This window comes from Corallococcus sp. AS-1-6, assembly GCF_020037015.1.
Lineage (GTDB): Bacteria > Myxococcota > Myxococcia > Myxococcales > Myxococcaceae > Corallococcus.
The window spans coordinates 520,603-545,796 of record NZ_JAIQDE010000001.1 but is presented as its reverse complement, the minus strand read 5'-3'; the positions used below and the strand labels follow the sequence as shown (position 1 = coordinate 545,796).

General features: G+C 71.2%; 24 protein-coding genes. 11 read left to right on the top strand and 13 right to left on the bottom strand.

Annotated features, from left to right (window positions below):
* Positions 1 to 14 precede the first annotated feature (14 nt).
* The 6 genes from K8612_RS02295 to mraZ are packed head-to-tail and all read right to left on the bottom strand — an operon-like array spanning position 15 to position 5,825.
* Entirely contained in the window at positions 15 to 1,553 is a 1,539-nt protein-coding gene (locus K8612_RS02295; protein WP_223739855.1) for a UDP-N-acetylmuramoyl-L-alanyl-D-glutamate--2,6-diaminopimelate ligase, read from the bottom strand.
* 49 nt (positions 1,554 to 1,602) lie between these two features.
* Entirely contained in the window at positions 1,603 to 3,624 is a 2,022-nt protein-coding gene (locus K8612_RS02290; protein WP_223761103.1) for a penicillin-binding protein, read from the bottom strand.
* Complete coding sequence (ftsL, locus tag K8612_RS02285) at positions 3,621 to 4,013, bottom strand: cell division protein FtsL (protein ID WP_223739857.1); 393 nt, start codon at positions 4,011 to 4,013, stop codon at positions 3,621 to 3,623. Before ftsL ends, K8612_RS02290 begins: the two co-directional genes overlap by 4 nt.
* Complete coding sequence (gene rsmH, locus K8612_RS02280; RefSeq protein ID WP_223739858.1) at positions 4,010 to 4,915, bottom strand: 16S rRNA (cytosine(1402)-N(4))-methyltransferase RsmH; 906 nt, start codon at positions 4,913 to 4,915, stop codon at positions 4,010 to 4,012. The genes ftsL and rsmH overlap by 4 nt, the downstream gene beginning before the upstream one ends.
* A 23-nt stretch (positions 4,916 to 4,938) precedes the next feature.
* Complete coding sequence (locus K8612_RS02275; RefSeq protein WP_014398892.1) at positions 4,939 to 5,322, bottom strand: STAS domain-containing protein; 384 nt, start codon at positions 5,320 to 5,322, stop codon at positions 4,939 to 4,941.
* A 50-nt stretch (positions 5,323 to 5,372) separates the two neighbouring features.
* Positions 5,373 to 5,825, bottom strand: coding sequence for a division/cell wall cluster transcriptional repressor MraZ (mraZ, locus tag K8612_RS02270; RefSeq protein ID WP_120548791.1), 453 nt, complete (start codon positions 5,823 to 5,825; stop codon positions 5,373 to 5,375).
* 237 nt (positions 5,826 to 6,062) lie between these two features.
* On the opposite strand from mraZ, the gene K8612_RS02265 reads away from it, so the two are divergent.
* A complete protein-coding gene (locus K8612_RS02265; protein WP_223739859.1) occupies positions 6,063 to 6,773 on the top strand; it encodes a PilZ domain-containing protein in 711 nt (236 codons plus the stop codon).
* Positions 6,774 to 6,807: 34 nt separating this feature from the next.
* Here K8612_RS02265 and K8612_RS02260 read toward each other — a convergent pair whose 3' ends face one another.
* Entirely contained in the window at positions 6,808 to 8,616 is a 1,809-nt protein-coding gene (locus tag K8612_RS02260; protein WP_223761102.1) for an acyl-CoA dehydrogenase family protein, read from the bottom strand.
* Positions 8,617 to 8,796: 180 nt separating this feature from the next.
* Positions 8,797 to 9,489, bottom strand: coding sequence for a hypothetical protein (locus K8612_RS02255; RefSeq protein WP_223761101.1), 693 nt, complete (start codon positions 9,487 to 9,489; stop codon positions 8,797 to 8,799).
* A 253-nt stretch (positions 9,490 to 9,742) separates the two neighbouring features.
* Between K8612_RS02255 and K8612_RS02250 the strand changes: the two genes are divergently transcribed.
* The 7 genes from K8612_RS02250 to K8612_RS02220 all read left to right on the top strand — a co-directional run bounded on the left by K8612_RS02250 (position 9,743) and on the right by K8612_RS02220 (position 17,408).
* On the top strand, positions 9,743 to 11,962 hold the full coding sequence (locus K8612_RS02250) for a serine/threonine-protein kinase (RefSeq protein WP_223761100.1): 2,220 nt from the start codon (positions 9,743 to 9,745) through the stop codon (positions 11,960 to 11,962).
* Between the two features lie 97 nt (positions 11,963 to 12,059).
* A complete protein-coding gene (locus tag K8612_RS02245; RefSeq protein ID WP_223739863.1) occupies positions 12,060 to 12,275 on the top strand; it encodes a hypothetical protein in 216 nt (71 codons plus the stop codon).
* Positions 12,276 to 12,353: 78 nt separating this feature from the next.
* Positions 12,354 to 13,310 (top strand): CarD family transcriptional regulator, encoded by a 957-nt coding sequence (locus K8612_RS02240; RefSeq protein WP_223739864.1) that lies wholly within the window; start codon positions 12,354 to 12,356, stop codon positions 13,308 to 13,310.
* 85 nt (positions 13,311 to 13,395) lie between these two features.
* Positions 13,396 to 13,908: a hypothetical protein gene (locus K8612_RS02235; RefSeq protein WP_121752279.1), complete on the top strand. Its 513-nt coding sequence runs from the start codon at positions 13,396 to 13,398 to the stop codon at positions 13,906 to 13,908.
* Positions 13,895 to 14,845, top strand: coding sequence for a hypothetical protein (locus K8612_RS02230; RefSeq protein WP_223761099.1), 951 nt, complete (start codon positions 13,895 to 13,897; stop codon positions 14,843 to 14,845). The genes K8612_RS02235 and K8612_RS02230 overlap by 14 nt, the downstream gene beginning before the upstream one ends.
* Positions 14,842 to 16,692 (top strand): glycosyltransferase family 39 protein, encoded by a 1,851-nt coding sequence (locus K8612_RS02225; protein ID WP_223761098.1) that lies wholly within the window; start codon positions 14,842 to 14,844, stop codon positions 16,690 to 16,692. The genes K8612_RS02230 and K8612_RS02225 overlap by 4 nt, the downstream gene beginning before the upstream one ends.
* Before the next feature lie 149 nt (positions 16,693 to 16,841).
* Positions 16,842 to 17,408: a hypothetical protein gene (locus K8612_RS02220; protein WP_223739867.1), complete on the top strand. Its 567-nt coding sequence runs from the start codon at positions 16,842 to 16,844 to the stop codon at positions 17,406 to 17,408.
* Between the two features lie 80 nt (positions 17,409 to 17,488).
* Here K8612_RS02220 and K8612_RS02215 read toward each other — a convergent pair whose 3' ends face one another.
* The gene (locus K8612_RS02215; RefSeq protein ID WP_223761097.1) at positions 17,489 to 17,815 is read right to left on the bottom strand and encodes an ATP-dependent DNA helicase; all 327 of its coding nucleotides are present in this window, start codon (positions 17,813 to 17,815) and stop codon (positions 17,489 to 17,491) included.
* A 195-nt stretch (positions 17,816 to 18,010) separates the two neighbouring features.
* Here K8612_RS02215 and K8612_RS02210 point away from each other — a divergent pair, with 195 nt between their 5' ends.
* Positions 18,011 to 18,535: a hypothetical protein gene (locus K8612_RS02210; protein ID WP_223761096.1), complete on the top strand. Its 525-nt coding sequence runs from the start codon at positions 18,011 to 18,013 to the stop codon at positions 18,533 to 18,535.
* An 80-nt stretch (positions 18,536 to 18,615) separates the two neighbouring features.
* Here K8612_RS02210 and K8612_RS02205 read toward each other — a convergent pair whose 3' ends face one another.
* From K8612_RS02205 to K8612_RS02190, 4 genes are all read right to left on the bottom strand, one after another.
* The gene (locus K8612_RS02205; protein ID WP_223739870.1) at positions 18,616 to 19,056 is read right to left on the bottom strand and encodes an ATP-dependent DNA helicase; all 441 of its coding nucleotides are present in this window, start codon (positions 19,054 to 19,056) and stop codon (positions 18,616 to 18,618) included.
* A gap of 159 nt (positions 19,057 to 19,215) precedes the next feature.
* On the bottom strand, positions 19,216 to 20,400 hold the full coding sequence (locus K8612_RS02200; protein ID WP_223761095.1) for an iron-containing alcohol dehydrogenase: 1,185 nt from the start codon (positions 20,398 to 20,400) through the stop codon (positions 19,216 to 19,218).
* 19 nt (positions 20,401 to 20,419) lie between these two features.
* On the bottom strand, positions 20,420 to 21,883 hold the full coding sequence (locus tag K8612_RS02195; protein WP_223761094.1) for a glutamine synthetase family protein: 1,464 nt from the start codon (positions 21,881 to 21,883) through the stop codon (positions 20,420 to 20,422).
* Positions 21,884 to 21,949: 66 nt separating this feature from the next.
* The gene (locus K8612_RS02190) at positions 21,950 to 23,437 is read right to left on the bottom strand and encodes an aldehyde dehydrogenase family protein (protein WP_223761093.1); all 1,488 of its coding nucleotides are present in this window, start codon (positions 23,435 to 23,437) and stop codon (positions 21,950 to 21,952) included.
* 109 nt (positions 23,438 to 23,546) lie between these two features.
* On the opposite strand from K8612_RS02190, the gene K8612_RS02185 reads away from it, so the two are divergent.
* Complete coding sequence (locus K8612_RS02185; RefSeq protein ID WP_223739874.1) at positions 23,547 to 24,284, top strand: glutamine amidotransferase; 738 nt, start codon at positions 23,547 to 23,549, stop codon at positions 24,282 to 24,284.
* A 75-nt stretch (positions 24,285 to 24,359) separates the two neighbouring features.
* Complete coding sequence (locus K8612_RS02180; RefSeq protein WP_223739875.1) at positions 24,360 to 25,193, top strand: triacylglycerol lipase; 834 nt, start codon at positions 24,360 to 24,362, stop codon at positions 25,191 to 25,193.
* Position 25,194: the final 1 nt, after the last annotated feature.

Sequence of the window (25,194 nt, the reverse complement as noted above, 5' to 3'; positions counted from 1 at the left end):
GGCCTTGAGCCGGTTCAGCCCGGGATGCGGTTGGCCAGCGCGCGCGCGGCGACCTCGCGGTCGTCGAACTTGAGCTTCTCGGTGCCCACCGTCTGGTAGGTCTCGTGGCCCTTGCCGGCGATGAGGACGACGTCGTCGTCCTTGGCCAGGTTGATGACCTGCTCGATGGCGGCGCGGCGGTCCGCGTCCACCAGGTAGCCCTTCTCCCCGTTCTTCGCCTTGCCCTCGGAGATGCGGCGCAGGCCGCCCTTCTCCAGGCCCGGCGTCACCTCGGAGATGATGGTCTCCGGGTCCTCGGTGCGCGGGTTGTCGCTGGTCACCATCACCAGGTCGGCGCCTTCCGCGGCCACCGTGCCCATCAGCGGGCGCTTGCCCTTGTCGCGGTCGCCGCCGCAGCCGAAGACGACGATGACGCGGCCCTTGGCCAGCGCGCGCGCCGCCTCGATGGAGCGCTTGAGCGCGTCATCCGTGTGCGCGTAGTCCACCAGGACGGCGGGCGCCGGGCCGCCGCGGTGGTTCTCCGCGCGGTCCATGCGGCCGGCCACGCCCGTGACGAGCTCGATGCCGCTCTTCACGTCCGAGCGGCTGATGCCCGCGCCCAGCGCGATGCCGGCGGCGAGCATGATGTTCTCCAGGTTGTGGGGCCCCAGGAGCTTGCTCTTCACCTTGATGTCGCCCGCGGGCGTCTTCAGGGTGGCCTCGATGCCCTTGAGCGAATAGGTGGCGTCCGCGGCGGAGATCTCCCCCGCGCCCGTGCGGCTGAACTTCCACGCCATGCGCTTCTGGTTGCGCAGCTCCGTGTAGATGCGGCTGGCGAAGGTGTCGTCGCCGTTGACGACCGCGGTGCCGGAGGCGCCCAGGTTCTCCACGAAGAGCTTGCGCTTCACCTGGAAGTACTCCTCCAGGTCCTTGTGGTAGTCCAGGTGGTCGCGCGACAGGTTGCTGAAGCCCGCGGCCTTGAAGGTGAGCCCGTGCACGCGCTCCTGCGCGAGCGCGTGGCTGGAGACCTCCATCACCACCGTCTCCACGCCCGCGTCCACCATCTCGCGGAAGATGCGGTGCAGCTCCAGCGGGTCCGGGGTGGTGTTGGCCAGCTCCGTCGTCTTGCCGCCGAACTTGTAGCCCAGCGTGCCGATGACGCCCGGCGCCGGAGAGCCGGTGTACATGGCGGCGGTGGCGAGGATGGCCTCCAGCAGGTACGTGGTGGTCGTCTTCCCGTTGGTGCCGGTGACGCCCAGGAGCGTCAGCTTGTCCGCGGGGCGGCCGTGGAAGTTGGCCGCGATGAGGGCCAGCGCCTTGCGCGCGCTGCTCACCTTGAAGAACGGCACCTGCGAGGACTGCCCCTGCTTCTCCGACACCACGGCCACGGCGCCGCGCGACACGGCTTCACCAATGAACTGGGCCCCGTCTTCCTTCAGGCCCGGCACGGCGATGAAGAGATCCCCCGGCTTCACGCGCCGCGAATCCTGCGTCACTCCCGTGACGTCGACCGCGGAACGGCCGCCCGAGGTCTGCTCGGCTCCACACCCTGCGAGGACATCCGTCAGCTTCATCTCTTCCCCTTCACACGCATTGCTTGCGGGGCCTGGAAAGGACACGGCCTCATTGCCGCGTCGCCAGTTCCAGCGTCACCCGGGCCCCCTTCTCCACCAGCGCACCGGCGGGGGGGGTCTGAGATACGACTCGTCCACTTCCTTGCAACTGTGGCTCCAGCGCCGAGGCGAGCAGCTTCACCACGGCCTCCCGTCCCGCCTGTCCCTGGACGTCCGGCACACGCACCGTGCCGGGCTCCGGGGTCTCGGTCACCGCATCCTCCAGGCCGGCCCGTGAGGGCACGGCCTTCGCCAGCGCCTTCGGTGCCGGAGGGGGCACCACGGGCGCGGCGGCCGCGGCCACCTCGGCGGGTGCCACCGTCCGGGACGGGGGCACGGCCAGGTGGGCCATGGCGGCGGTAGCGATTTCCTTGAAGGCAGGGGCAGCCACGTTCCCCCCGTATACGTCTGTCTTGGGTTCGTCCACCACCACGAGAATCACGGCGCGCGGGGCCTCGGCTGGCACCATGCCCGCGAACGACGCGATGCGTTTGTCGGAATACCCCCGTGCCACGGGGTCCGCCTTCTGCGCCGTGCCCGTCTTTCCGGCCACCCGGTAGTCGTCCATGGCGGCCTTGGGCGCGGTCCCTCCCTTGACGACCACGCTCTCGAGCATGCCCACGACCTGGCGCGCCACCCTCTGGGAGACGACCCGCCGCAGCTCCGTGGGCTGGTTCTCCAGGAGCACCACGCCGTCCGGGTCCACGACCTTGGAGACCAGGTACGGGCGCATCAGGACGCCGTCGTTGGCCAGCGCGCCGTAGGCCGCCGCGAGCTGGACGGCGGTGGAGGTCATGCCCTGGCCGAAGGATTGGGTGGCCAGGGAGATGTCCGATTTCGGAAACGGGATGACGCCGCGGCTCTCGCCGGTGAGCGCCAGGCCGGTGCGCTCCGCGAAGCCGAAGGCGTGGTAGGCGGCGACGAACTTCTCGCGGCCCAGGGCCTCGGCGACCTTCGCGGCGCAGATGTTGGAGGACACCTGGAGGATGCCCTGGGCGTTGAGCCAGCCGTGCGGGTGGGTGTCCCGGATGGTGTGCCGGCCGATGCGCATGGCGCCGTTCTCACAGAAGAACAACTGGTCCGGGGTGATGGCCTTCTCTTCCAGCGCGGCGGCCACCACGAAGGCCTTCATCGTGGAGCCGGGCTCGAAGGCGTCCAGCGCGGCGCGGTTGCGGATGGCGTTCTTCACGCCGTCCTCCGGCGTGTTGGGGTTGAAGCGCGGGTTGTTGGCCAGCGCCAGGAGCTCCCCGGTGCGCGGGTCCAGCACCACCGCCATGCCCGCCGTCGCCTTGGCGTCGTCCACGGCCTTGGCCAGCGCCTTCTCCGCCACGTACTGGAGGTGGCGGTCCAGCGTGAGCGTCACGGTGGCGCCCTGGCGCTCCAGCGGATCCATGGCGCCCTGGACCATCAGCTTGCGGCCCTTGGCGTCGCGGAAGCCGGAGGTGCGCGAGTTCTGCCCGGACAGCTCGTCCTCGAAGGCCAGCTCCAGGCCCTCCAGGCCGTGCCCGTCGGTGCCCACCATGCCCACGATGTGCGCGCCCAGCTCGCGCTGGGGATAGAAGCGCTTGGGCTCCTTGGTGAAGCCCAGGCCCGGCAGGCCCAGCGCCTTCACCGCCTCCACCTCCTGGGGCTTCGCCTGGCGCTTCACCCACGCGAAGCGCTTGGCGCGGGACAGGCGCGCGGTCAGGTCGCGGCTGTCCAGGTGCACGGCGCGGGCGAGCTGGCGGGCCGCCTGCGGCACGTCGGGGAGCATGGACGGGTCCACCCAGATGGAGTCCACCTCCACGCTCTGCGCGAGCGGCGTGCCGCGCCGGTCGTAGATGTCTCCGCGCCGGGCGGGGATGTCGATCTGCCGGACGTACTGGTCCTGCGCCAGGCCGCGCAGCTTCTCCTGCTGGAAGACCTGGAGGTAGACCGCGCGGCCGAACGCCGTGCCCAAGAGCGCGAGGAACAGCCCGAACAGGAGCTGGACCCGCAGCCTGAGCCCCTTCGTGTTCGACTCCGGAAGCCGCGCGCTCTTGAGGTCCCTCACCGCCCGGTCCCCCGCTCCGCCACGCGGACGGCCGGGGCCGCCGAGCGGGCCTGCGCGGTGCTGGAGCCCTTCACGCGCTCGTCCGCGAGGGACACCACCGCGCTGCCCTTGGGCATGGCCATGCCCAACTGCTCACGCGCCACGCGCTCCAGGCGGGTCGGGGCCTTGAGCGTGGCCAGCTCCAGCTTGAGCCGGTCGTTCTCCCGGGTGAGCGAGCGGCTCTCGCCCTCCGCGTTGGACAGGCGGTAGCCCATGTCCACCACCAGCACGCGGCTGGTGACGTGGAGGATGCCCACGGCCGCGAACAGGGTGAAGAGCATGACGGCGGGCAAGAGGTGCATCAGCACGCCAGCCACGGACACGGAGGGACGCGAGAGGGCCTTGCTCATCGGATTTTCTCCACCGCGCGCAGGTGCGCGCTGCGAGAGCGGGGGTTGGCCTCGACTTCCGCTTCGGAAGCCGCGACGGCCTTCTTGGACACGAGGGCGAAGTCACCCTGGCTGTTGCACACGCACACCGGGAAGCCCGGCGGACAGGTGCACCCGCCCACCAGGGCGCGGAAGGCTTCCTTCACCTTCCGGTCCTCCAGGGAGTGGAAGGAGATGACCGCGGCGCGGCCCCCCACCTTGAGCAGCGAGGGCAGCGCGGCGAGCAGCGCGTCCAGCGCCTCCAGCTCGCCGTTCACCGCCATGCGCAGCGCCTGGAAGGTGCGGGTGGCCACGTGGATGCGGTCCGGCCACGCCTTGCGCGGCACGGCGCGCTTCACCACCTCCGCGGCCTCCAGCGTGCGCTGGGGCAGCGCCTTCTTCAGCTCCCGCGCGATGGGCCGCGCGAAGGGCTCTTCGCCGTAGTCCTTGAGCAGCTTCGCCAGGTCGCGCTCGTCCGTCTCCGCGATGAGCTCCGCGGCGGTGACGCCGCTGTCGCCCATGCGCATGTCCAGCGGGCCGTCCTTCATGAAGGAGAAGCCGCGCTCGGCCACGTCCAACTGGGGCGAGGACACGCCCAGGTCCACCAGCACGCCGTCCACGGGCAGCAGGTCGTGCGCCACGCGGGGCAGGTCCGCGAAGTTGCCCTGCCGGGCCTGGAAGCGCGGGTTGCCGCCCATGCGGGCGGTGGCCGCGGCGAGCGCCACGGGGTCCCGGTCCACGCCCACCACCGTGGCGCCCCGGGCGAGCAGCGCCTGGGTGTGGCCCCCGCCGCCGAGCGTGCCGTCGAGGATGACCTTGCCCTCCGCCGGGTTCAGCAGCTCCACCGTCTCGTGGAGCAGGACGGTCTGGTGCTGGAAGTCCACGGGAGGGGGCCTTGGGTGCGGGGTCAGACGAAGGGAGCGCGCGCGAGCTGGAAGGCGGCCCGGGCATCGTTCATGTGCGGGTACAGCTCGAAGGCGTCGTGGGCGCCGGCCGCGCGGAAGATGGCGGCCAGGTACGGCGACAGCCCGGACAGCTTCACGTCCCCACCGGCGCGGCGGAACGCGTCCGTGCGGGCCATCAGCGGGCGCACGCCGCGGTAGTTCAGGTGCGACACGTCCGCGAAGTCCAGGACGACCTGACGGGTGCCCCGGTGCAGCCGGTGCATCAGGTCCTCGCACAGCTTGAGCAGGTCCGCCTCCTCCAGCTCGCCCTCCAGCATCAGCGTCTCCACGCGCTCGGACGCCGCCACCACCGCCCTGTTCCGACGAACCTCCTGCACCTGGTCCATGCGCCTGCCCACCCTTCTCTTTGCGAAACCTGAAGCTGTCGACTTCCTGGCTACGGCTGGCGCAGCTCGCCCAGCACCCGCAACACGTCCGGGGAGGTGGCTTCCTGGCGCGCGTCCTCCTGCGCCTTCGCCCAGCCTTCCTGGCTCCAAAGCTCAATCACCTTCACCATCCCCGCCCACACCACGTCCTTCTCCAGCTTCGCGTACGCCCTGAGCGACGGCGGAATCAGCAGCCGCCCCAGCTTGTCCAGCGGGCACTCCTGCGCGCTGGCCACGTACAGCCGCATCAACGTCTTGACCCCCGGCTCCATGGGGTTGCGCCGGGCGAGCGCGGTCTCCAACGCCTCCCACTCCCGCACCGGGTAGGCGTGGAGGCAGGGGTCCAGGGCCGTGGTGACGATGAGCCGCTCGTCGTAGGCGCCCACCAGCGTCTCCCGGAGCTTCGCCGGGAGGCTGGTGCGCCCCTTCGCGTCGATCTGGTGCTCATAGACGCCTCGGAACACGCGGGACGATCCACCTTTTCAGCCCGACACGGGACGGACCACCACTCCTTCCCACTTCTTACCCCTCTGCGGCCGGCATACATACGCGCCCCCCCCAGGGGGGTCAAGAAAGCGCGCAACAGGCTGGAACACCGCGCGCCCGGGGCCGGACATCCGCCAGGGCACACGCCGCGCGGCCTACCTTTGAGGATGGGGTAAACTTGAGTTCTTCCGCTCCCAGGCTGAGACTGGCGGCGCGTGAACACGAACGTTCGACTGAAGGTGGCCTACAAGACGCCGCAGTCGCTGGTCGGCGAGTACACCCGCAGCGTGGGTCAGGGCGGCGTCACCCTGGAGACGCGCAGGGCCCTTCCGCTGGGCACCCGCTTCACCTTCGAGCTGCACGCGGGCGGCATGCCGCGTCCGGTGGAGGTGCTGGGCGAGGTCGTCAAGGTGGAGCCGCGCCCCGGCGAGCGCTTCCTGCTCACCGTGCGCTACGACGGCGCGGAGGATCGCAGCGCGCTGGACGCGGTGCTCCAGTTCATCTTCGCCCAGGAGGAGCAGAACGGGCTGCGCCGCTTCCCGCGCCTGCCGCTGCACCTGCGCGCGAGGGAGGCCGACCCCCGGGCGCCGTTCTTCTACGTGCGCGACATCTCCCGGGGCGGCGTGGGCCTGGAGGTGGACGCCCCCGCCCTGCCCCGCGAGGTGCAGGTGGGCACGCCCTTCTTCATGGAGATGGAGATGACGGAGGGGCCGCTCCTGCTCCACGGCGAGGTGGCGTGGACGTCGTCCGTGCCGCGCAAGGGCGTGGCGCAGGCGGTGACGCCGGGCTTCGGCGCGACGTTCGGCCGGCTGCGGCCGGACATGCTCCAGCGGCTGGAGGACCTGATGGCGCTGGAGCACCTGCCGCCCGCGCCCTGGCGGGCCCGGGTCAGCTTCGGCCTGGATGCCGTGTCGCGGATGCCCTGACGCTGCTTCCAGGGCACCCGCGCGGTCCCGCCGGTTACAGCGGGTTGTACGGGTAGCCGCCAGCCTCTTCCAGGCCCGCGACGACGGCCTCGCGCAGCTCCGCCGGATCATACGGCGTGAAGGCGTCCAGCGCGGACAGGCGCTTGAGCTCCAGCGTGAGCGCGTCCCCCTTGAGCGTGGCGCAGAGCGCGCGGCGGGTGCGCTCGAAGGCGCGCGCGGTGGACTCCATCGCGTACAGCCGCACCAGCGCCACGCGCACGGGGTCCTGCACGCCGCCGGTGGCGGCCTGACGGGTGCGCGTCACCATGGAGTCCAGCGCGTACGCGTCCATCACCACGTCCGCCAGCGCGGCCATGACCTCCTGGTGCTTGTCCAGCTCCGTGCCGAAGGTCTCCGCGGCCAGGCGCATGCCGTGGATGGCCAGGTGCTTGGCGCACTCGGCGGCGATCTCCTCGTTGGCCAGCGCGTCCTGGCGGCCCGCGCGGGGGCGCTCGCCGCGGCCCAGCTCCTCCGCCACGGCGCGCGCCTGCGCGAACAGCGGCAGGTCGCCCTTCACGGCGCGCTTGAGCAGCATGCCGGTGATGAGCATCCGGTTGATTTCGTTGGTGCCCTCGAAGATGCGGTTGATGCGCGCGTCGCGGTAGGCGCGCTCCACCGGGTACTCCTCGATGTAGCCGGCGCCGCCGTGCACCTGCACCGCGTCGTCCACCAGGAAGCCGATGGCCTCCGAGCCGAAGACCTTCATGATGGAGGCCTCGGTGGCGAACTCCTCCATGGCGGCGATGACGTGCGCGTCGTAGTCCGCGTCCGAGCGCTCCTTGGACGCGAGGCGCCCGTCCACCAGCCCCGCCGTGCGGTACGTCATGCTCTCCACCGCGTAGACGAGCGTGGCCATGCGCGCGAGCTTCTCGCGGATGAGCGGGAAGGTGGCGATGGGCGCCTTGAACTGCTTGCGCTCCTGGGCGAAGCGCAGCGCGCTCTGCAGTTGCAGCTTCATGCTCCCGATGACGCCCGCGCCCAGCTTCAGGCGGCCGTAGTTGAGGATGTTGAAGGCGATGCGGTGGCCCTTGCCCAGCTCGCCCAGCAGGTTCTCCACGGGCACCTGCGCGTCCTCGAAGTAGAGCGGGCACGTGGACGAGCCGCGGATGCCCATCTTGTGCTCCTCCGGGCCCACGGTGAGGCCCGGGGTGTCCTTCTCCACGATGAAGCCGGTGAACTTGTCGCCGTCCACCTGCGCGAAGACGACGAACACGTCCGCGAAGGCCGCGTTGGTGATGTAGAGCTTGGAGCCGTTGAGGACGTAGTGCTTGCCGTCCGCGGACTTCACCGCCTTCGTCTTCGCCCCGCGCGCGTCGCTGCCGCTGCCCTGCTCCGTCAGCGCGTACGCCGCCACCCACTCACCCGAGGCGAGCCTGGGCAGGTACTTCGCCTTCTGCGCCTCGTTGCCGAACCACACGATGGGCAGCGAGCCGATGCCGGTGTGCGCGCTGGACGTCACCGACCAGGAGCCCAAAAGGCTCATGGCCTCCGCCAGCAGCAGCGACGTCGTCTTGTCCAGGCCCGTGCCGCCGTAGGTCTCCGCGATGTCCACGCTCAGGAGGCCCAGCTCGCCCGCGCGGCGCAGCAGGTCGCGCAGGAGCGCGTTGTCCTTGCCCTCGATGCGCTCGGCCTGGGGCAGCACCTGCTCGCGGCAGAACTGGAGCGCCGTCTTGAAGAAGAGCCGCTGCTCCTCGGAGAACGTCTCGGGCGTGAGGATGCGGGTGGAGCCCACCTCCTGGAAGAGGAAGGTGCCCCCGGCGAGGACATCCTGGGGGCGGGAAGCGGGCTCGGTTGCGGCGACCATCGACGACCTCCGGGGAGGGAGCATGTCCCTCCGAAGCCTTCGGGAAAAAGGCGCGCGGCACATTAGGGCGCGCGACACGTCACCGGTAGTAGCGGCGAGGCCCCACCGCCTCAATGCGACCCGGGACTCCACCCGGGGTGCGTGCCCGCCCGCCAGGCGGGAGGCTTCAGGGCCCCCGTCCTACGGGGAATCCGCGTCCGGAGCGGCGCGGGGCGTGGGGTACACGAGGCAGAGCGTGTCGAAGAGCCCCTCCCGCGGCGCGACGTACGTGCCGCCGAGCGCCCGCGCCACCTGCACCACCTCCGTGCCGAACGACGGGACGAGGCACAGGTCATCCGAAGTGGTGAAGCGCGTCTTCAGCCGGGCCAGCTCCCGCCGCAGCGTCGCGATGTCCTGGCGCCCGCCGCGCACCGGCACGGACGGGCCGTTGCGGTCCGGCCCCGGCAGCTTGCCCACGCTGGTGGTCAGCTCGAAGCCGTCCGCGCGCTGGATGACGCGCAGCTTGCCGGGCGCCACCTCCTCCAGCCACGCCCGGAAGCCCTGCTCGTCGCGCAGCACCACCCGGTAGGCCACCGGCGCGTCCGGGTGCTGGAGCCATACCCCGTCCGCCTGCGTCCGGAGCACCGCCAGCGCGTCCGACACCTGCGCGAGGAACGTGTCCACGTCCCCTACGGCGATGAGCACGTCCCTGCCCCGCACCCGCTCCGCGAGCCGGGCCGAGTCCGGAGCCCGGGCCGGAGTGAAGGCCTCCGCGCCCAGGCGCACCTGCTCTCCCGACAGCTCCAGGCGCAGGACGTCGTCCGGAAGGGGCTCGCCCCAGACGGGCGCGGCCACGGCCGTGACGGTCGCGTCCGCCCAGGTGCCCGCGTCCACGGGAGCGGTTGAAGGGGCCCCCGCATCCACTGCGAGTGAGGGCGTTTGGGCCACCGCGCGTGTGGGTCCGGCGGGCGGAGACTCCCGGCAACCACCCCATGTGAGGCTGCTCCACACCAAGAGGAAGAATGCAGGGTTACGGGAACGGGCTGGCGGGCGTAGCAGAATATTCCACCCGGAGCGTCTGAATGGCCTCATGATAGCGTCTCGCGGTTTTTGCGAAGGACTCCCCTCCACCGGAGCCGATTCGAACGTGCCGCCTTCCGCCGGCTTCCAGTTCGGCAAGTACAAGCTGCTCGAGCGCATCGCGACGGGCGGCATGGCGGAGATCTACCGCGCCCGGATGACGGCGGTGGCGGGCGTGACGAAGCCGGTGGTCATCAAGAAGATCCTCCCCGGCTACGCGGACGACAGCGCGTTCGTGTCCATGTTCATCAACGAGGCGCGCATCGCGCTGGGGCTGTCGCACGGCAACATCGCGCAGATCTTCGACTTCGGGGAGGTGGAGGGCGAGTACTTCCTCGCGATGGAGTGGGTGGACGGCCATCCGCTCTCCCGCGTGCTGCGCCGCGCGAGGGAGAAGGGGCTGCCCGCGCTGCCGCCGCCGCTGGCGGTGCTGGTGGCCATCGACATGCTGCGGGGGCTGGCGTACGCGCACACGCGGCTGGATGACAACGGCCGCCCGCTGCACATCGTCCACCGGGACGTGAGCCCGCAGAACGTGCTCCTCTCCTTCGAGGGGCAGGTGAAGCTGGTGGACTTCGGCATCGCGCGGGCGCGGCTCGCCGGGCGCTCCGACACCAAGGTGGATCCGGCGAAGGGCAAGTACGTCTACTTCGCTCCGGAGCAGGCGCGCGGCGAGGCGCTGGACGCGCGCACGGACGTGTTCGCCGCGGGCACGGTCCTCTACGAGATGCTCTGCGGGCGGCGCCCCTTCGAGGGCTCGCTCCAGGACGTGCTGCGGAAGATTGCCCAGGGCGACTTCGCCCGCCCGCGCGAGTGGACGCCGAACATCCCGGCCGCGCTGGAGCGCATCCTGCTCACCGCGATGGCCACCAGCCCGGAGCAGCGCTACCCCACCGCGCAGGCCTTCGCGGAGGCGCTGGCGCGCCAGCTCCACGTCACCGCGCCGGACGTGTCCGCCAGCGACCTGGGGCACTTCATGGGCTACCTCTTCGAGCCGGAGCTCGTGGAGGCCGGCCGCCCGGTGCAGTTGCCGCGCGAGTTCATCGCGCGGGTGGGCCGCTGGAGCGGCGTCGCCGAGCCGCCGCCCATCGCCACGCCCCCGGAGGTACCCCGCCACGACTCCGAGCCCGGGGGGGAGCCCCGCGAGCCCCGGGGCGACCTGACGACGCAGCCCCTGCCCCCGCAGGCGATGCCTCCCGAGCCGCCGCCCGCGTGGCACCGCTCCCTGCGAGGCTGGGCGGTGCGCGGCGCGCCGGTGGCGGTGGCGGCGCTCGTGGCCACGTGGCTGGGGCTGATGATGGGCGGCTCCAACACGTTCGCGGTGGAGCTCAGCTCCTCGCCCGCGGGCGCCACCATCCGCGTGAACGGCCGGACGCTGGTGGAGACGACGCCCACGCTCATCACCCAACTGCCGTCGGACCGCGACCACGTGCTGGAGGTGCTGCTGCCGGGCATGGTGCCCTTCAGCCAGCGCATCCACGCCGAGCGCGGCACCACGCTGGCGGTCCACGCGCGGCTCGCCCCGAAGCATGCGGCCACGGCGCGCGCCCTGCCCCCCGCGGGTCCGGCCGAGACGCCCGCGTCCATCGCCCGCTACTCCTCCGGCGGCCCGTTCGCGCTCAGTCCGGCGGCGCACGCCCTGCGCGTGCCCTCGTCCCAGGCGGCGCGCCTGCGGTTGGACCCCACCCGCGCCTATGGCCTGCGCGTGGAGGGCCGCGTGTCGGTGGGCGGCCCGCTGCCGGTGGCCCAGGCCGTGTACTTCCTGGAGGGCGGCACGGCGCTGGCCGCGCGCGACAGCTTCGGCCTGGTGGGCGCCGACGAGGTGCTGGTGCGCGACGCCTCCGTCCTCTACGTGTTCCTCTGGGACGACCGCCCCGACGACAACCGCGGCGCGCTCCAGGTGCACGTGCGCGAGCAGGCGAGCGGCGCCATCACCACCCTGCTCCTGGACGCGCGCCGGCACGCCGTCTCGCTGTCCCCCCATGACGGCTTCACCCTGCGGGAGCTGGATCCGTCCACCACCTACCGCGTCGTCGTGCGCTCGTCCGGGGAGCCGGCGCGCACGCGCGGCTTCGGCGGCGGCGCGGTGGACGGCGTGCTCGCGCTGCACGGCGCGGGGCCGTCCCCGGCCGTGGCCCCGGGCACGCTGGAGGTGCTGGAGGTCAACCAGCCCACGGTGATGCGCGGCGCGAGCTGGCTGCGGCTCGCGTTCCCGGACGACGACGTCCACGACAACTCCGGCGGCCTCACGCTGGAGGTGACGCCGGTGGCGCCGCTGCACCAGTAGCGCGCGCGACGGGCCGCTACAGGGCACCGCCAGCCTGTAGCCGAAAAATTGATCATCCGGAGGCCGCCCCTACCCTGGGCAGCCACGGAGGACGCTCATGAAGAAGCTGCTGGCGGTGCTGGCCCTGGGGTTCGCGGTGATGGCGACAGTGGGACTTTCCACCCGCGTGGACGCGCGGCCCGGAAGCACGGTGGACGAGGGGCCGACCGACGCCCAGATCGACGCGGTCCTGGACTCGCGGGCGCACGAGGTCATGGCCAAGCTGTTGGAAGCGCAGCGCAATGCCCACCGGACGACACCGCTTCCCCGGTAATCTCGTGGCATCCGGCGGGGCACGGTGCTACGACCGGCGCTCGCTTCGGTGCTCATCACACCCGCCCACGAGGGGGCCATGCCAGAAGGGTCCGCTGCACTCCAGCTCCAGGTTGGAGACCGGGTCGTCTACCCCAACCAGGGGGTCTGCCGCGTCGCCGCCATCGACGTGAAGGAGGTGGCGGGCCAGAGCCTCACCTTCGTCACCATGCGCCGGGAGGAAGACGGCGCGGTCGTGATGGTGCCGCAGGGAAAGATTGTCTCCATTGGCGTCCGCAAGGTGGCCAGTCCCGCTGACGTGGAGGAGATCTACGCGTTCCTCCGCTCGGACAGCGACAAGGCGGACCTGGACTGGAAGCAGCGCGCGCGCACCAACCTGGACCGCATGACCCAGGGCGGAATCCTGGGGCTGGCGGAGGTCGTCAAGGGCCTCCAGGTCCTCAGCGAGCTGCGGCCGTTGCCCACCAAGGAGCGCGAGCTCTACGACAACGCCCGGCACCTGCTGGTGTCGGAGGTCGCCGCCGCGCTGGGCACCGCCGAGGCCAACGCCGAGGACTCCATCGACATCGTCCTCTTCCCGCCCGGGAAGGAGCGTCCCAAGCGCACCGCCGCGGAGTTCGCGCGGCCCGGTGGCGACGAGGACGACATGGACCTGGACGGCGACCTCATGGGTCTGGAGGGCGGAGAGCTGGACCTGCCCTCGGACGAGGAGCCGCAGTCCGAGTCCGAGGAGGAGTCCTCCGAGGAGGGTGGCGAGGAGGAAGGCGGCGAGGAGGGGGCCGAGGACGCCCCCAAGAAGCGCGGCCGTCCGCCCAAGGCCAAGCCGGCCGAGGGCGCGGAGCCCGCCGCCCCGAAGAAGCGCGGCCGTCCGCCCAAGCCGAAGCCGGAGGTGGCGGAGGGTGCCGAACCCGCCGCCCCGAAGAAGCGCGGCCGTCCGCCCAAGGCGAAGCCGCCCGAAGGCGCCGCGCCCGCGGAGCCCGCCGCGCCCAAGAAGCGTGGCCGTCCTCCCAAGGCGAAGCCGCCCGAGGACGAGTGAACCCCACGGCCCTCCCGGCCGCCCGCGGCGCGCGTCCCAGCGCGCCCGGCACGCCGCGAGGGCCTTCCCGCCGAGGTGACGCCCCGTGATTCGCGTCGTGACGCTGGACCCCTTCGACGACAAGCAGCTCGCCAAGTTCAACCGCACGCTCTACACGGCCTTCGGCGTGGGCAGCGAGCACAGCGGCTCCGCGGAAGTGCCCGCGGGCATGTCCGAGCCCCTGGACGCGGAGAAGCTGCTCGATGAGGTGAAGGGCATCCGGGCCTACAAGGACGACAAGGTGCTGCTGCTCACCTCGCGCAAGCTGAAGGACCGGGACCTGCCCAGCGGCAAGGCGCCCACGTCGGGCTTCGCGAGGTACGGCAAGGACCGCGCCATCCTCTCCATCGCGCCGTTCAAGGACCTGGAGAAGGACTTCAAGCCCATCGCGCGGCACGCGCTGCACCAGTTGGGCACGCTCTGGGAGCTGCACCACTGCCTGGATCCGCGCTGCTCGATGTACCCACCCTGGACGCCGTCCTTCAACCAGGGCGACCACATCTTCTGCACCTTCTGCCGCGAAAAGAGCGAGCAGAAGATCCGTCTTGCCAAGTCCTAAGGCCCTGCGCGCCCTGCCCCTGGTGGAGCTGGGGGCCCTGCTGCTCGTCGCGCTCCTGTGCCTGGCCTTCCAGTTGCGGCTCCCGGGCCGGCTGCCCACGGACGCGGATGAGCGCGCCGTGGCGGACGTGCTGGCCCGCGACGCGCGCCCCGGGGACGCGGTGCTGCTGTTCCCCTGGTGGACCGAGCGCGCCCGCCTCTTCGTGCCGCCCTCCGTGCCCGTGTACGGGTGGCTGGAGTCGGACGGCGCGGACTTGAGCGCGCACCCGCGCATCTGGGTGCTGGGCCAGCCGGAGCTGCCCCGCTCCGACGAGGGCGCGTTCGAAGCGGCCTTCCTCCCCGGCCGCAAGGCGCTGGGCCCCGGGTCGCGCATGGGCCCGCTGTCGCTGCGCCTCTACGAGAACGGCCGCTACCGCCCGCGCCACTGGGTGGCGAGCGAGTCCGCGAGCGCGGCGCGCGTGTACCTGGAGCAGCCGGACGGCTCGCGCAAGGACTGCCCCTTCGACGGGCGCGTGCACCGCTGCCCCGGCCCGCCGCACCTGTACGTGGCGCCGGAGTGGCACGAGATCTTCTACGAGCCCCGGCACTGCCTGTGGATGCACGCGCCCGAAGGCGCGCAGCGGCTCGTGGCGGAGTTCGCCAACGTGCCCTCCGGCATGGGGCTGCGGATGGAGGGCGGCATCATCTTCGAGTTCGCGCACCCCAAGGACCCGCGCCTGTCCACCGCGTACGTGGGCGTGGATGACGCGGTCACGGGCGAGCGGCTGATGTACGTGCCCATTCCCCCGGGCCGCGAGGGCGTGCAGAAGGCGGAGGTGGTGCTGCCGCCCGGGCCGCCGCGCACGGTGAAGGTCTGGACACAGGCGGACAACGCGGAGTCGCGGCAGGTGTGCCTGGACGTGATGGCGCTGGAGCCCGCGGTGGGGGTGAAGCCATGAGCGCGCTGGGCACCGGACGCCCCGCGACGCGCGAGGAGAAGCTCACGGCGCTGGTGCTGTGGGTGCTGGCGTTCGCGGCGCTGTGGAGCACGGAAGCCGCCGTGGGCTTCACGCGCGACGAGAGCGTCTACTTCGCCGCGGCGGAGGGCTACTCGCAGTGGTTCCGGCTGCTGTTGCACTCGCCCGCGCAGGCGTTCACGGACAGCGCCATCGTGCGCCTGTGGGACTACAACCACGAGCACCCGGCGCTGATGAAGACGCTGTTCGGGTTGAGCCACCTGCTCTTCCACGACACGCTGGGCGTGATGCGCGACGCGACGGCGTACCGGCTGCCCGCGTTCGCGATGGCGGCGCTGGTGCCCGCGCTGTGCTTCCTCCTGGGCAGCGCGCTGTACGGCCGCACCGCGGGGTGGTTCGCCGCCCTCTCCTTCCTGCTGGTGCCGCGCCAGTACTTCAACGCGGAGCTGGCGTGCTTCGACATGCCGGTGGCCGCGATGTGGCTGCTCGTCGTGTACTGCTTCTGGCGCGCGCTGGAGAGCACCCGCTGGGGCATCGCGTGCGGCGTGGCGTTCGGCCTGGCCATCGCCACGAAGCACAACGCGCTCTTCCTGCCGTTCGTGCTGACGCCGTTCGCGCTGTGGCGCGCGTGGCACGCGAGCGAGGGCGCCCCGGAGGCCCGCGTGCGGCTCGTCCGCTTCGTGGGCCTGTTCGCGGCGGTGGCGGTGCTGTACGGCCTGCTGGTGGTGTTCCTGGGCGGGCCCGCCGGGTTCCAGAAGAAGTTCCTGCTCCTGAGCCCGCACACGCTGTTCTTCGTGGGGCTCGCGGTGGGCAGCGTGGTGCTGCTGCGCGACCTGGGGCGGGTGAGCCCACCGGTGACGCGGGCGCTGGTGCCGCTGGCGGCCATGGCGGTGCTGGGCCCGGTCCTCTTCTACCTGCACTGGCCCTACCTGTGGCACGCGCCGGTGGACCGCACGGCGTGGTACCTGGCCTTCCACGCGACGCACAACCACTACGCCTGGTTCTACCTGGGCACGCTGATGCGCGGGCCGCCCTTCCCGCTCAGCTACGTGGTGGTGAAGACGGCGCTGACGGTGCCCACCAGCCTCTTCGCGCCCATGGTGACGGGCTTCGTGGCGCTCGTGGGCCGCGCGCTCCTGAGCCTGAGCGCGCGCACGCGGGACTGGGTGCGGATGCCCACCGCGTCGGAGGCGCTGGTGGGCGTCAACGCGGTGACGTCCATCCTCATCATCAGCCACCCGCAGGTGCCGCACTTCGGCGGCGTGAAGCACTGGTTCCCGTCCATGCCCTTCCTGGGCATCCTCGCGGGCGCGGCGGTGGCGCGCGGGTGCTTCGCGCTGTGGGAGGTGCTCAAGGCGCGGCGGCCCTCGGTGTCACCGTGGGGGGTGACGGTGCCGGTGTTCGCGCTGCTCCTGGTGCCCGCGCTGCTGGGGCTGGTGCGGGTGTTCCCGTACGGCACGGCGGCGTACTCGGAGCTGGCGGGCGGGCTGCCGGGCGCTGCGACGCTGGGGATGCAGCGGCAGTTCTGGTCCAGCCACGTCACCGGCGTGCTGCCGTGGATCAACGAACACGCGAAGCCGGGCGCGCGCATCTACCTGCACGAGGTGAACGGCTTCTCGTTCCGCGACTACCAGCGCAACGGCATGCTGCGTCCGGACGTGCGGCCGGTGAACAGCCCGTTCGACGCGGACATCGTCGCGTACCAGTACCACCAGGAGTTCCGCGAGCACGAGTTCCTCACGTGGCAGGCCTTCGGCACGCGCACGCCCGTCACCGGGCTGTACCTGGACGAAACGCCGCAGGTCATCGTCTACCAGCGCCCGGAGTAGCAGCGGGCCAGCATGACGCAGGGGGCCATGTGCACGACCGTGCACTCGGCGGCCTCCCGGGCGTCCACGAAAAGCGGACAGGACGGAAAGGCGTGGCGCCGGGGTAGGCTCGTGGCTGTCGGCCATTCCACCTTCCCGGGGAGGAACACATGACGCGCTGGACGGGCTTGTTGACGGTGATGGCGCTGGGCGTGGGCTTCGTCGGCTGTGACGACGCGAAGCCGCCCGCGAGGGTGACGCGCGCGCAGGTGAAGCGCACGGGCCCCGCCACGATGGAGATCATCCCCGTGGAGGGGCAGCTCCCCTACTGCATGCTCTTCACGATGTCCGAGAAGGGCGTCATCCGGCAGCTCACGCTCACGCGCGAGAACCGCTCCATCCGCTGCGACCCGGGCCGGCCGGTCGCCAACACCAGCTTCCGCGTGCCGGTGCAGGAGGGGAAGGTGCGCATCTACATCTTCTTCTCCGACGAGCGCGTGCCGGCGGGCTCCGTGGCGCAGCAGCTCTACGACCTGCGCGACCGCGAGCGCGTCACGGCCATGGACCTGCGGCTGCCGGGGCGCGTCTTCGTGGAGACGCTGGAGTTCACGCCGGAGACGGGCGAGCCGGAGCAGACGGGCGGCATCGTGGGCGCGGGCGGCGTGGTGACCTCCGACGGAGGCACGGCCCAGGACGCGGGCACCCGCGCGCTGACCATGGAGCCGCTGGCCAACTGAGCGCCAGACGCGAAGAGGCCCGAGGGTGGATGTCCGCCCCCGGGCCTCCGTGCTGCTTCAAGCCGTGCCACCGTGGCCGCCTAGTTCAGCCAGCCACCGCCGTAGCGGCTGCGCTCCAGCCGGGCCAGGCGCTCGCGCTCCTGCCGTTCCCGCTCCAGCCGGGCCTGACGCTCCCGCTCCTGCCGTTCCCGCTCCAGGCGCGCCTGCCGCTCCCGCGCCTGCCGCTCGCGTTCCTGCCGCTCGCGCTCCAGCCGGGCCTGCCGCTCGCGCTCCAGCCGCTCGCGCTCCATGCGGGCCTGGTCCTGACGGCTCACGAGGGGGCTGGCGGCGTGGATGTCCGCCGCCATCACCGGGGAGCTCGCGACGAGCGCCACAGCCACCACCATCTTCTTGAGCATCGCCTTCATGACCTGCCTCCGTGAGCCGCGTTGTCGCTGCGTTCTGACCCTACGGACGGAGGAGCGCCTGCTCGATTCAACCTCGCCATCGGAAGATGGCCCTGCTGAAACACTCCGAAATCAAGTCCGAGTGAAGCCGCTCCGTAGGCGGACAGGAGGGGTAGGCTCGCGGCCGCTGCATTCCACCTTTCCTGGGAAGAACACGTGACGCGCTGGACGGGCTTGTTGACGGTGATGGCGTTGGGCGCGGGCTCCGTGAGCTGCGACGACGCGAAGCCCGTGAAGGTGACGCGTGCGCTGGTGAAGCGCACGGGCCCCGCGACGATGGAGATCATCCCTTTCGAGGGACAGCTCCCCTACTGCCTGCTCTTCACCATGTCCGAGAAGGGCGTCATCCGGCAGCTCACGCTCACCCGCGAGAACCGCTCCATCCGCTGCGACGCGAACCAGCCCGTCGCCAACACGCGCTTCCGCGTGCCGGTGCAGGAGGGGAAGGTGCGCGTCTACGTCTTCTTCACCGACGAACCCGTGCAGGCGAACTGGGTGGCTCGGCAGCTCTACGAGTTGCGCGACCGCGAGCGCATCACCGCCATGGACCTGCGGCTGCCGGGGCACATCTTCGTGGAGACGCTGGAGTTCACGCCGGAGACCGCCGCCGTCGCGGACGCGGGAAGCACCGACCCCGACGCCGGCGCCCGCACGCGGACCGTGGAGTCCGGCCCCCGCTGAGCTCCAGACGCGAAGAGGCCCGAGGGTGGATCTCCGCCCCCGGGCCTCCGTGCTGCTTCAAGCGGTGCCACCATGGTCGCCTAGTTCACCCAGCCGCCCCGGTAGTGCGAGTCGCGCCGCGCCAGCCGCTCCCGCTCCTGCCGCTCGCGCTCCAGCCGCGCCAGGCGCTCCCGCTCCCTGCGCTCCCGCTCGATCCGGGCCAGGCGCTCCCGCTCCCGCCGCTCGCGCTCGATGCGGGCCTGACGCTCGCGCTCCCGCCGCTCCCGCTCGATGCGGGCCTGACGCTCGCGCTCCTGCCGTTCGCGCTCCAGCCGGGCCTGACGCTCGCGCTCCATCCGCGCCTGCTCCTGCCGTTCCCGCTCCAGCCGCGCCAGGCGCTCCCGCTCCTGCCGCTCGCGCTCCATGCGGGCCTGGTCCTGGCGGCTCACGAAGGGAGAGGCGCCGTGGAAGTCCGCCGCCATCACCGGGGAGCTCGCGACGAGCGCCACAGCCACCACCATCTTCTTGAGCATCGTCTTCATGACCTGCCTCCGTGAGCCGCGTTGTTGCTGCGTTCTGAACCTTCTGACGGAGGAGTCCCTGCCCGATTCAACCGCTCCAAAGGCACGGGGCCCCTCCCGTTTCCCTCGGAAAAGGCCCCGCTGAAACACTCTGAAATCAAGCCGGAGTGAAGCCGCTTTTCAGTACGCCTCGCGGGCCATGGCCAGCAGGTCCGCCTCCGTCACGGCGCGCGGATTGCCCTGGTGGGACGCGTCCTGGAACGCCTTCTGCGCGATGTGCCCCAGGTCCTTCTCCTGCACGCCCGCGTCGCGCAGCCGCGTGGGGATCCCCACGGCCGCCGCCAGCTTGCGCACGCGGTCGATGGCGTTCGCCGCGAGCACCTCCTCGCGCGCGTTCGTCGTGTCCCCCAGCGCCGTGGCGATGCGCGCCAGCCGCGCCGTGCAGGACGCGCGGTTGAACTCCATCACCGCGGGCAGGACGATGGCGTTCGCCAGACCGTGCGGCACGTGGGAAATGGGCGTGAGCGCGTGCGCCAGCGCGTGGCTCGCGCCCAGGCCCTTCTGGAAGGCCATGGCGCCCTCCATCGCGGCCACCATCATGTCCGTGCGCGCCGCCAGGTCGCGGCCCTCCTTCACCGCCGTCACCAGCGAGCGCCCCACGCGCATCACCCCGTCGATGGCCACCGCGTCCGCGAGCGGGTGGAAGCCATTGGCGACATACGCCTCGATGCAGTGGGTGAGCGCGTCCATGCCCGTGGCGGCCGTGACGGACGGGGGCAGGCCCAGCGTCAGCTCCGGGTCGATGACCGCCGCCTTCGGCAGCAGGTGCGGGCTGAAGATGACCGTCTTGCGGCCCGTGTCCGCCAGCGTCACCACGCCCGAGCGCCCCACTTCGGAGCCCGTGCCCGCCGTCGTCGGGATGGCGATGAGCGGCGGCAGGTCGTCGCGCACGTACTGGTCGCCGCCCTTCGCGTCGTCGTAGCGGCTGAGCGGCGGCTCGTGCGTGGTGAGCAACTGCACCAGCTTGCCCGCGTCCAGCGCGCTGCCACCGCCCAGGGCGACGATGCCGTCCGCCTTGTGCGCGCGGTACGCCTCCAGTCCCGCGAACACGTCCTTCTCCGTGGGGTTGGGCTCCACGCGGTCGAACACCGCGCAGTCCAGCCCCGCGCCCTTGAGCACGTCCGTCACGCGCGCGGCGAGCCCCGCCTTCACCACGCCCGCGTCCGTCACCAGCAGCGGGCGCTTCATGTTCAACCGCGCCGCGTGCGCGGGCAGCTTCTGGAGCGCGCCCGCGCCGAACACGATGCGCGTGGGCCACGCCATCTCCGTGACGCGCGGCTCCGAGGGAATGTCGAAAGGCTTCATGAACGGTCCTCCTTCGAAATCAGATGAGCTCCAGGTAGCGCTCCAGCTCCCAGGAGGTGACCGCCCGCTCGTACTGGCGCACCTCCCACTCGCGGGTGCGCACGAAATGGTCCACGAAGCCGTCGCCCAGGATTTCGCGGGCGCGCTCGCTGTTCTTGAGCAGGGCCACCGCGTCCTTCAGGTTGCGGGGCAGCGGCTTGGTGTTCTTCGCCTCGTAGGCGTTGGACAGCACGGGCGCGGGCGGCTCGATTTCGTTCTCGATGCCCCACAGGCCCGCGGCCAGGCTCACCGCCATGCCGATGTACGCGTTCATGTCCGCGCCCAGTTGGCGGTACTCGATGCGCATGGACTTGCCGCTGTCACCGATGACGCGGATGGCGCAGGTGCGGTTCTCCAGGCCCCACGTCGCGGTGGTGGGCGCCCAGGTGTTCTCCACGCTGCGCTTGTAGCTGTTGATGGTGGGCCAGTAGAGCGCCGTCAGCTCCGGCATCAGCGCCACCTGCCCGCCGATGTAGTGCCGCATCAGCTTGCTCATCCCGTGCTTCTGCGACGGGTCGTGGAAGAGGTTCTCCTCGTCCTTCAGGTTCCACAGCGACTGGTGCACGTGGCCGGAGCAGCCCGGCAGCTTCGGGTCCACCTTCGCCATGAAGCACGCGGACACGCCGTGCCTCGCGCAGATCTCCTTCACCACCGTCTTGAAGAGCGCCGCGCGGTCCGCCGCCAGCTCCAGCGTGTCGTAGCGGATGGCGGCCTCGAAGACGCCGGGGCCCGTCTCCGTGTGGAAGCCCTCGATGTTGAGCCCGTACGCGTTGCACCCGTCGATGAGCGCGTGCACCAGCGGCGCGTTCATGGACGTGCGCAGCCACGAGTAGCCGAACATGCCCGGCGTCAGCGGCGTGAGGTCCTTGAAGCCCTTCTCATGCAGGCTCTGCGGGCCCTCCTTGAAGAGGAAGAACTCGTACTCCGCGCCGAACTTGGGCAGGAAGCCCAGCTTGCGCGCGCGCTGGCCCATCTTCTGGAGGAGCTGGCGCGGGCTCGCCTCGAAGGGCGTGCCGTCCGGGTTCACGAAGTCCAGCAGGAACGCCGCGGTGTCCGGCTCCCACGGGATGATGCGCGCGGTGGACAGGTCCACCTTCGCGGGCGTGTCCGGGTAGCCCGTGTGCCAGCCCGTCACCTTCGTGTTGTCCAGCAGCTCGTCGCCCAGGTCCCAGCCGAAGACGACGTCGCAGAAGCCCATGTGGCCCTTCGCGGCGCTGTAGAACTTCTCCAGCGAGACGTACTTGCCGCGGAAGACGCCATCCACGTCGATGGCGCCCAGCTTCACCTTGCGGACGCCCTTCTCGTCCATCCACCGGCGCAGGGCGTCCATGTCCCCCTGCTGTCCGGACACCGCTCGCGGCCCTCCCTCGCTCCGCTCCTTCGCGCGGGCCCGGCGGGCCATCGCCGGATGGGTGAGCACCTTGGCCTTGGGACGCGACGCCATGCGGACCTTCCTTTTCTTCGTCATGCGGCGGTGAAGCGGTGGAATGGAGGGGAGTGCACGCGCGCGTCAGGGTGACGGCAGCTTCGTCCACACGGCTTTCGTCTGGAGGTAGCCGTCCAGCGCGTGGTGGCCCAGGTCCTTGCCCCAGCCGGATTCCTTGTAGCCACCGAAGGGAGCAGCGTCGTCGAACTCGTTGAAGCAGTTGATCCACACCACGCCGCTCTTCACCTGCTTCGCCAGCGCGTGCGCCTTCGCGACGTCCCCCGTCCAGATGGACGCGGCCAGGCCGTACTGCGTGCTGTTCGCCATCGCGATGGCCTCCGCGTCGTCGCGGAAGCGCAGGCAACTGAGCACCGGGCCGAAGATCTCCTCCTGGGCGATCTTCATGTCCGGCTTCACGTCGCCGAAGATGGTGGGCTTCACGAAGCAGCCCTTCGCCTTGAAACCCTCCGTGTCGCGGCCACCGCCCGCGAGCAGCTTGGCGCCCTGCTGCTTGCCGCTCTCGATGTAGCCCAGCACCACGTCCATCTGCTTCTGGCTCACCAGCGCGCCCATCTCCGTGGTCGCGTCCAGCGGGTCGCCTACCTTCATCGTGCGCGCCTTCTCCACCAGCTTCGCGACGAAGGCGTCGTAGGCCTTCTCATGCACCAGCACGCGGCTGCCCGCGTTGCAGGTCTCACCCTTGTTGCCGAAGATGCCCCAGAAGCACGCGTCCACCGCGCGGTCGAAGTCCGCGTCCGGGAAGATGATCTGCGGGCTCTTGCCGCCCAGCTCCAGCGTCAGCTTCTTCAGGTTGCTCGCGGCGGACGCCTGGAGCAGCCGGCGCGCGGTGCGGCCGGAGCCGGTGAACGAGATCTTGTCCACGTCCGGGTGCCGCGCGATGGCCTCGCCCGCGGGGTCGCCCAGGCCGGTGATGACGTTGATGACGCCGGGCGGGAAGCCCGCCTCCAGCGCCAGCGCGCCCAGCTTCAGCGCGGTGAGCGGCGTGTACTCGGAGGGCTTCACCACCACCGTGCAGCCGGCGGCCAGCGCGGGGCCCAGCTTCCAGCCCAGCATGCACGTGGGGTAGTTCCACGGCACGATGGCGCCCACCACGCCCACCGGCTCCTTGAGCGCGTAGGTGTGGAAGGGGCCGTCCACGGGCAGCACCTCGCCCGTGATGGTGCTGGCCATGTCCGCGAAGTTCGCGAGCGTCGCGGCGGCCGGCGCCACGTCACCCCGGATGGCGTCCTTGAAGGTCTTGCCGTTGTTCAGCGACTCGACGAGCGCGAACTCCTCGCGGCGCTCGTAGAGCAGGTCCGCCAGCTTGCGGATGAGCTTGCCGCGCTCACGGCCGGTCATCTTCCCCCACGGCCCGGATTCGAAGGCGCGGCGCGCGGCCTTCACCGCGCGGTCCACGTCCGCGGCGGTGCCCGCGGGCACGTCCGCGATCTTCTGGCCGGTGGCGGGGTTCACCACCGCGAAGGTGCCGCCTTCAACGGGGTCCACCTGCTGCCCGTCGATGAGCAGCTTGAGCACGGGGAGCTTGGGAGTAAGCGAACGAGCGTCGGTCATGACGAGGCCTCGGGTGAGCACGGCGCGCGAGCGACCTGGAAGTGGCGGGCACCGGACACGGACGGCTGGACACGGTAGGAATGGAGACATGACGCGGCAAGCTGCCCCCATGAAGAACGTCCTCCTGCTGAAAGCCGGCGACGCGGCGACCTCCGTCCAGCTCTCCGTGGGCGACTACGAGCGGTGGTTTCTGCAAACCATTGGACTGTCCGGTCAGCGCTTCGACATCCTCCCCGTGCACCGGGGGGCGCCGCTGCCGAAGGACGCGAAGGGCTACGACGCGGTGATGATGACGGGCTCGCCCCTGTCGGTGACGCAGCGCGAGCCGTGGATGGAGCGCGCGGGCGCCTTCATGGTGGAGGCGGGCGAGCAGGGCATCCCCGTGCTCGGCGTGTGCTTTGGCCAACAACTCCTCGCCGAGGCCTACGGCGGCAAGGTGACGCGCAACCCCAACGGCCGCGAGACGGGCACCGTGGAGGTGGCGCTCTCACCCGAGGGCCGCGCGGATCCGCTGTTCACCGGCCTGCCGGAGCGCTTCGCGGTGCAGGCCACCCACGAGGACATCGTCGCGCGCCTACCCGAAGGCGCGACGGTGCTCGCGGGCAACGCCAACACCGCGAACCAGGCGCTCGCGTTCCGGAACAACGTGCGCGGCGTGCAGTTCCACCCGGAGATGCCCACGGACGCCATGCGCGCGGTCATCCTCGCCCGCGAGGACAAGCTGGACGCGCTCGCCCAGGAGAAGGGCGTCCCCGAGGGCGAATACGTCCCCCGGCTGTTGTCCGGCATCACCCCGACGCCACACGCGCACCGGGTACTGATGAATTTTCTCCAACACTTCACCTGACCGGACGGGCGCTGCTCCAGGCCGTGGGAAGACCCGCTCCCTAGCTTGCTCCGTGTTCCAGGACGGGGGCTGGGGATGAATCCGTTCGTGCTGCAGTACCGGAAGCTGAAGTGCCAGTTGAAGTACCTGGCCAGCTACGTGGATCTGGATCCACGCGGCAACCAGGTCGTGCGCCGCACGGACTTCAAGCGCTGCCAGAAGCCGGTGCTCCTGTTGCACGGCTTCTTCAGCACGCGCCGCGTCCTGGAGGTGCTGGAGCACCGCCTGCGCCGCGAGGGCTACTGCGTCTGGTCCATCCACCTGGGCGGCACCATGGACCGCTTCAACACGCACCGCATCGACGAGTTGGCGCGCAAGGTCCAGGGCAAGGTGGACCGGCTCTACGAGCGCCACCCGGGCATGGGGCCGCTCACCATCATCGGCCACTCCAAGGGCGGCCTCATCGGCACGTACTACGTGAAGCGGCTGGGCGGGGACACGCGCGTCAGGAGCCTCATCACCCTGGGCACCCCGCACAAGGGCACGCGCATGGCCTACCTGGGCTGCGCGACGCTGGGCTGGTTCAGCCGCAGCATGTGGCAGCTCACCCCGACGTCGCGCTTCATCAAGGAGCTCAACGTGGGCGCCTTCCCGCGCCACGTGCGGCTGGTGTCCATCTACTCGCGCGACGACGTCATCGCGCGCTACCCCTCGTCCGTGCTGGACGTGGAGGGCCAGCCCAACGTCTTCAACGTGGAGCTGTCCGGCGTGGTGCCCCACGGCGAGCTGCTCACGCGCCGGGCCGTGTGGGAGGTCATCCAGCGGGAGCTGGCGCTGGGCTATGCTGACGCCCCCGTGGCCGCGCCCGTCGCGGTGCTTCCGTCCCCTCCCCTTCCGGTGGCCCTGCCCGCCGCCGCCGCCAGCCCCTGAC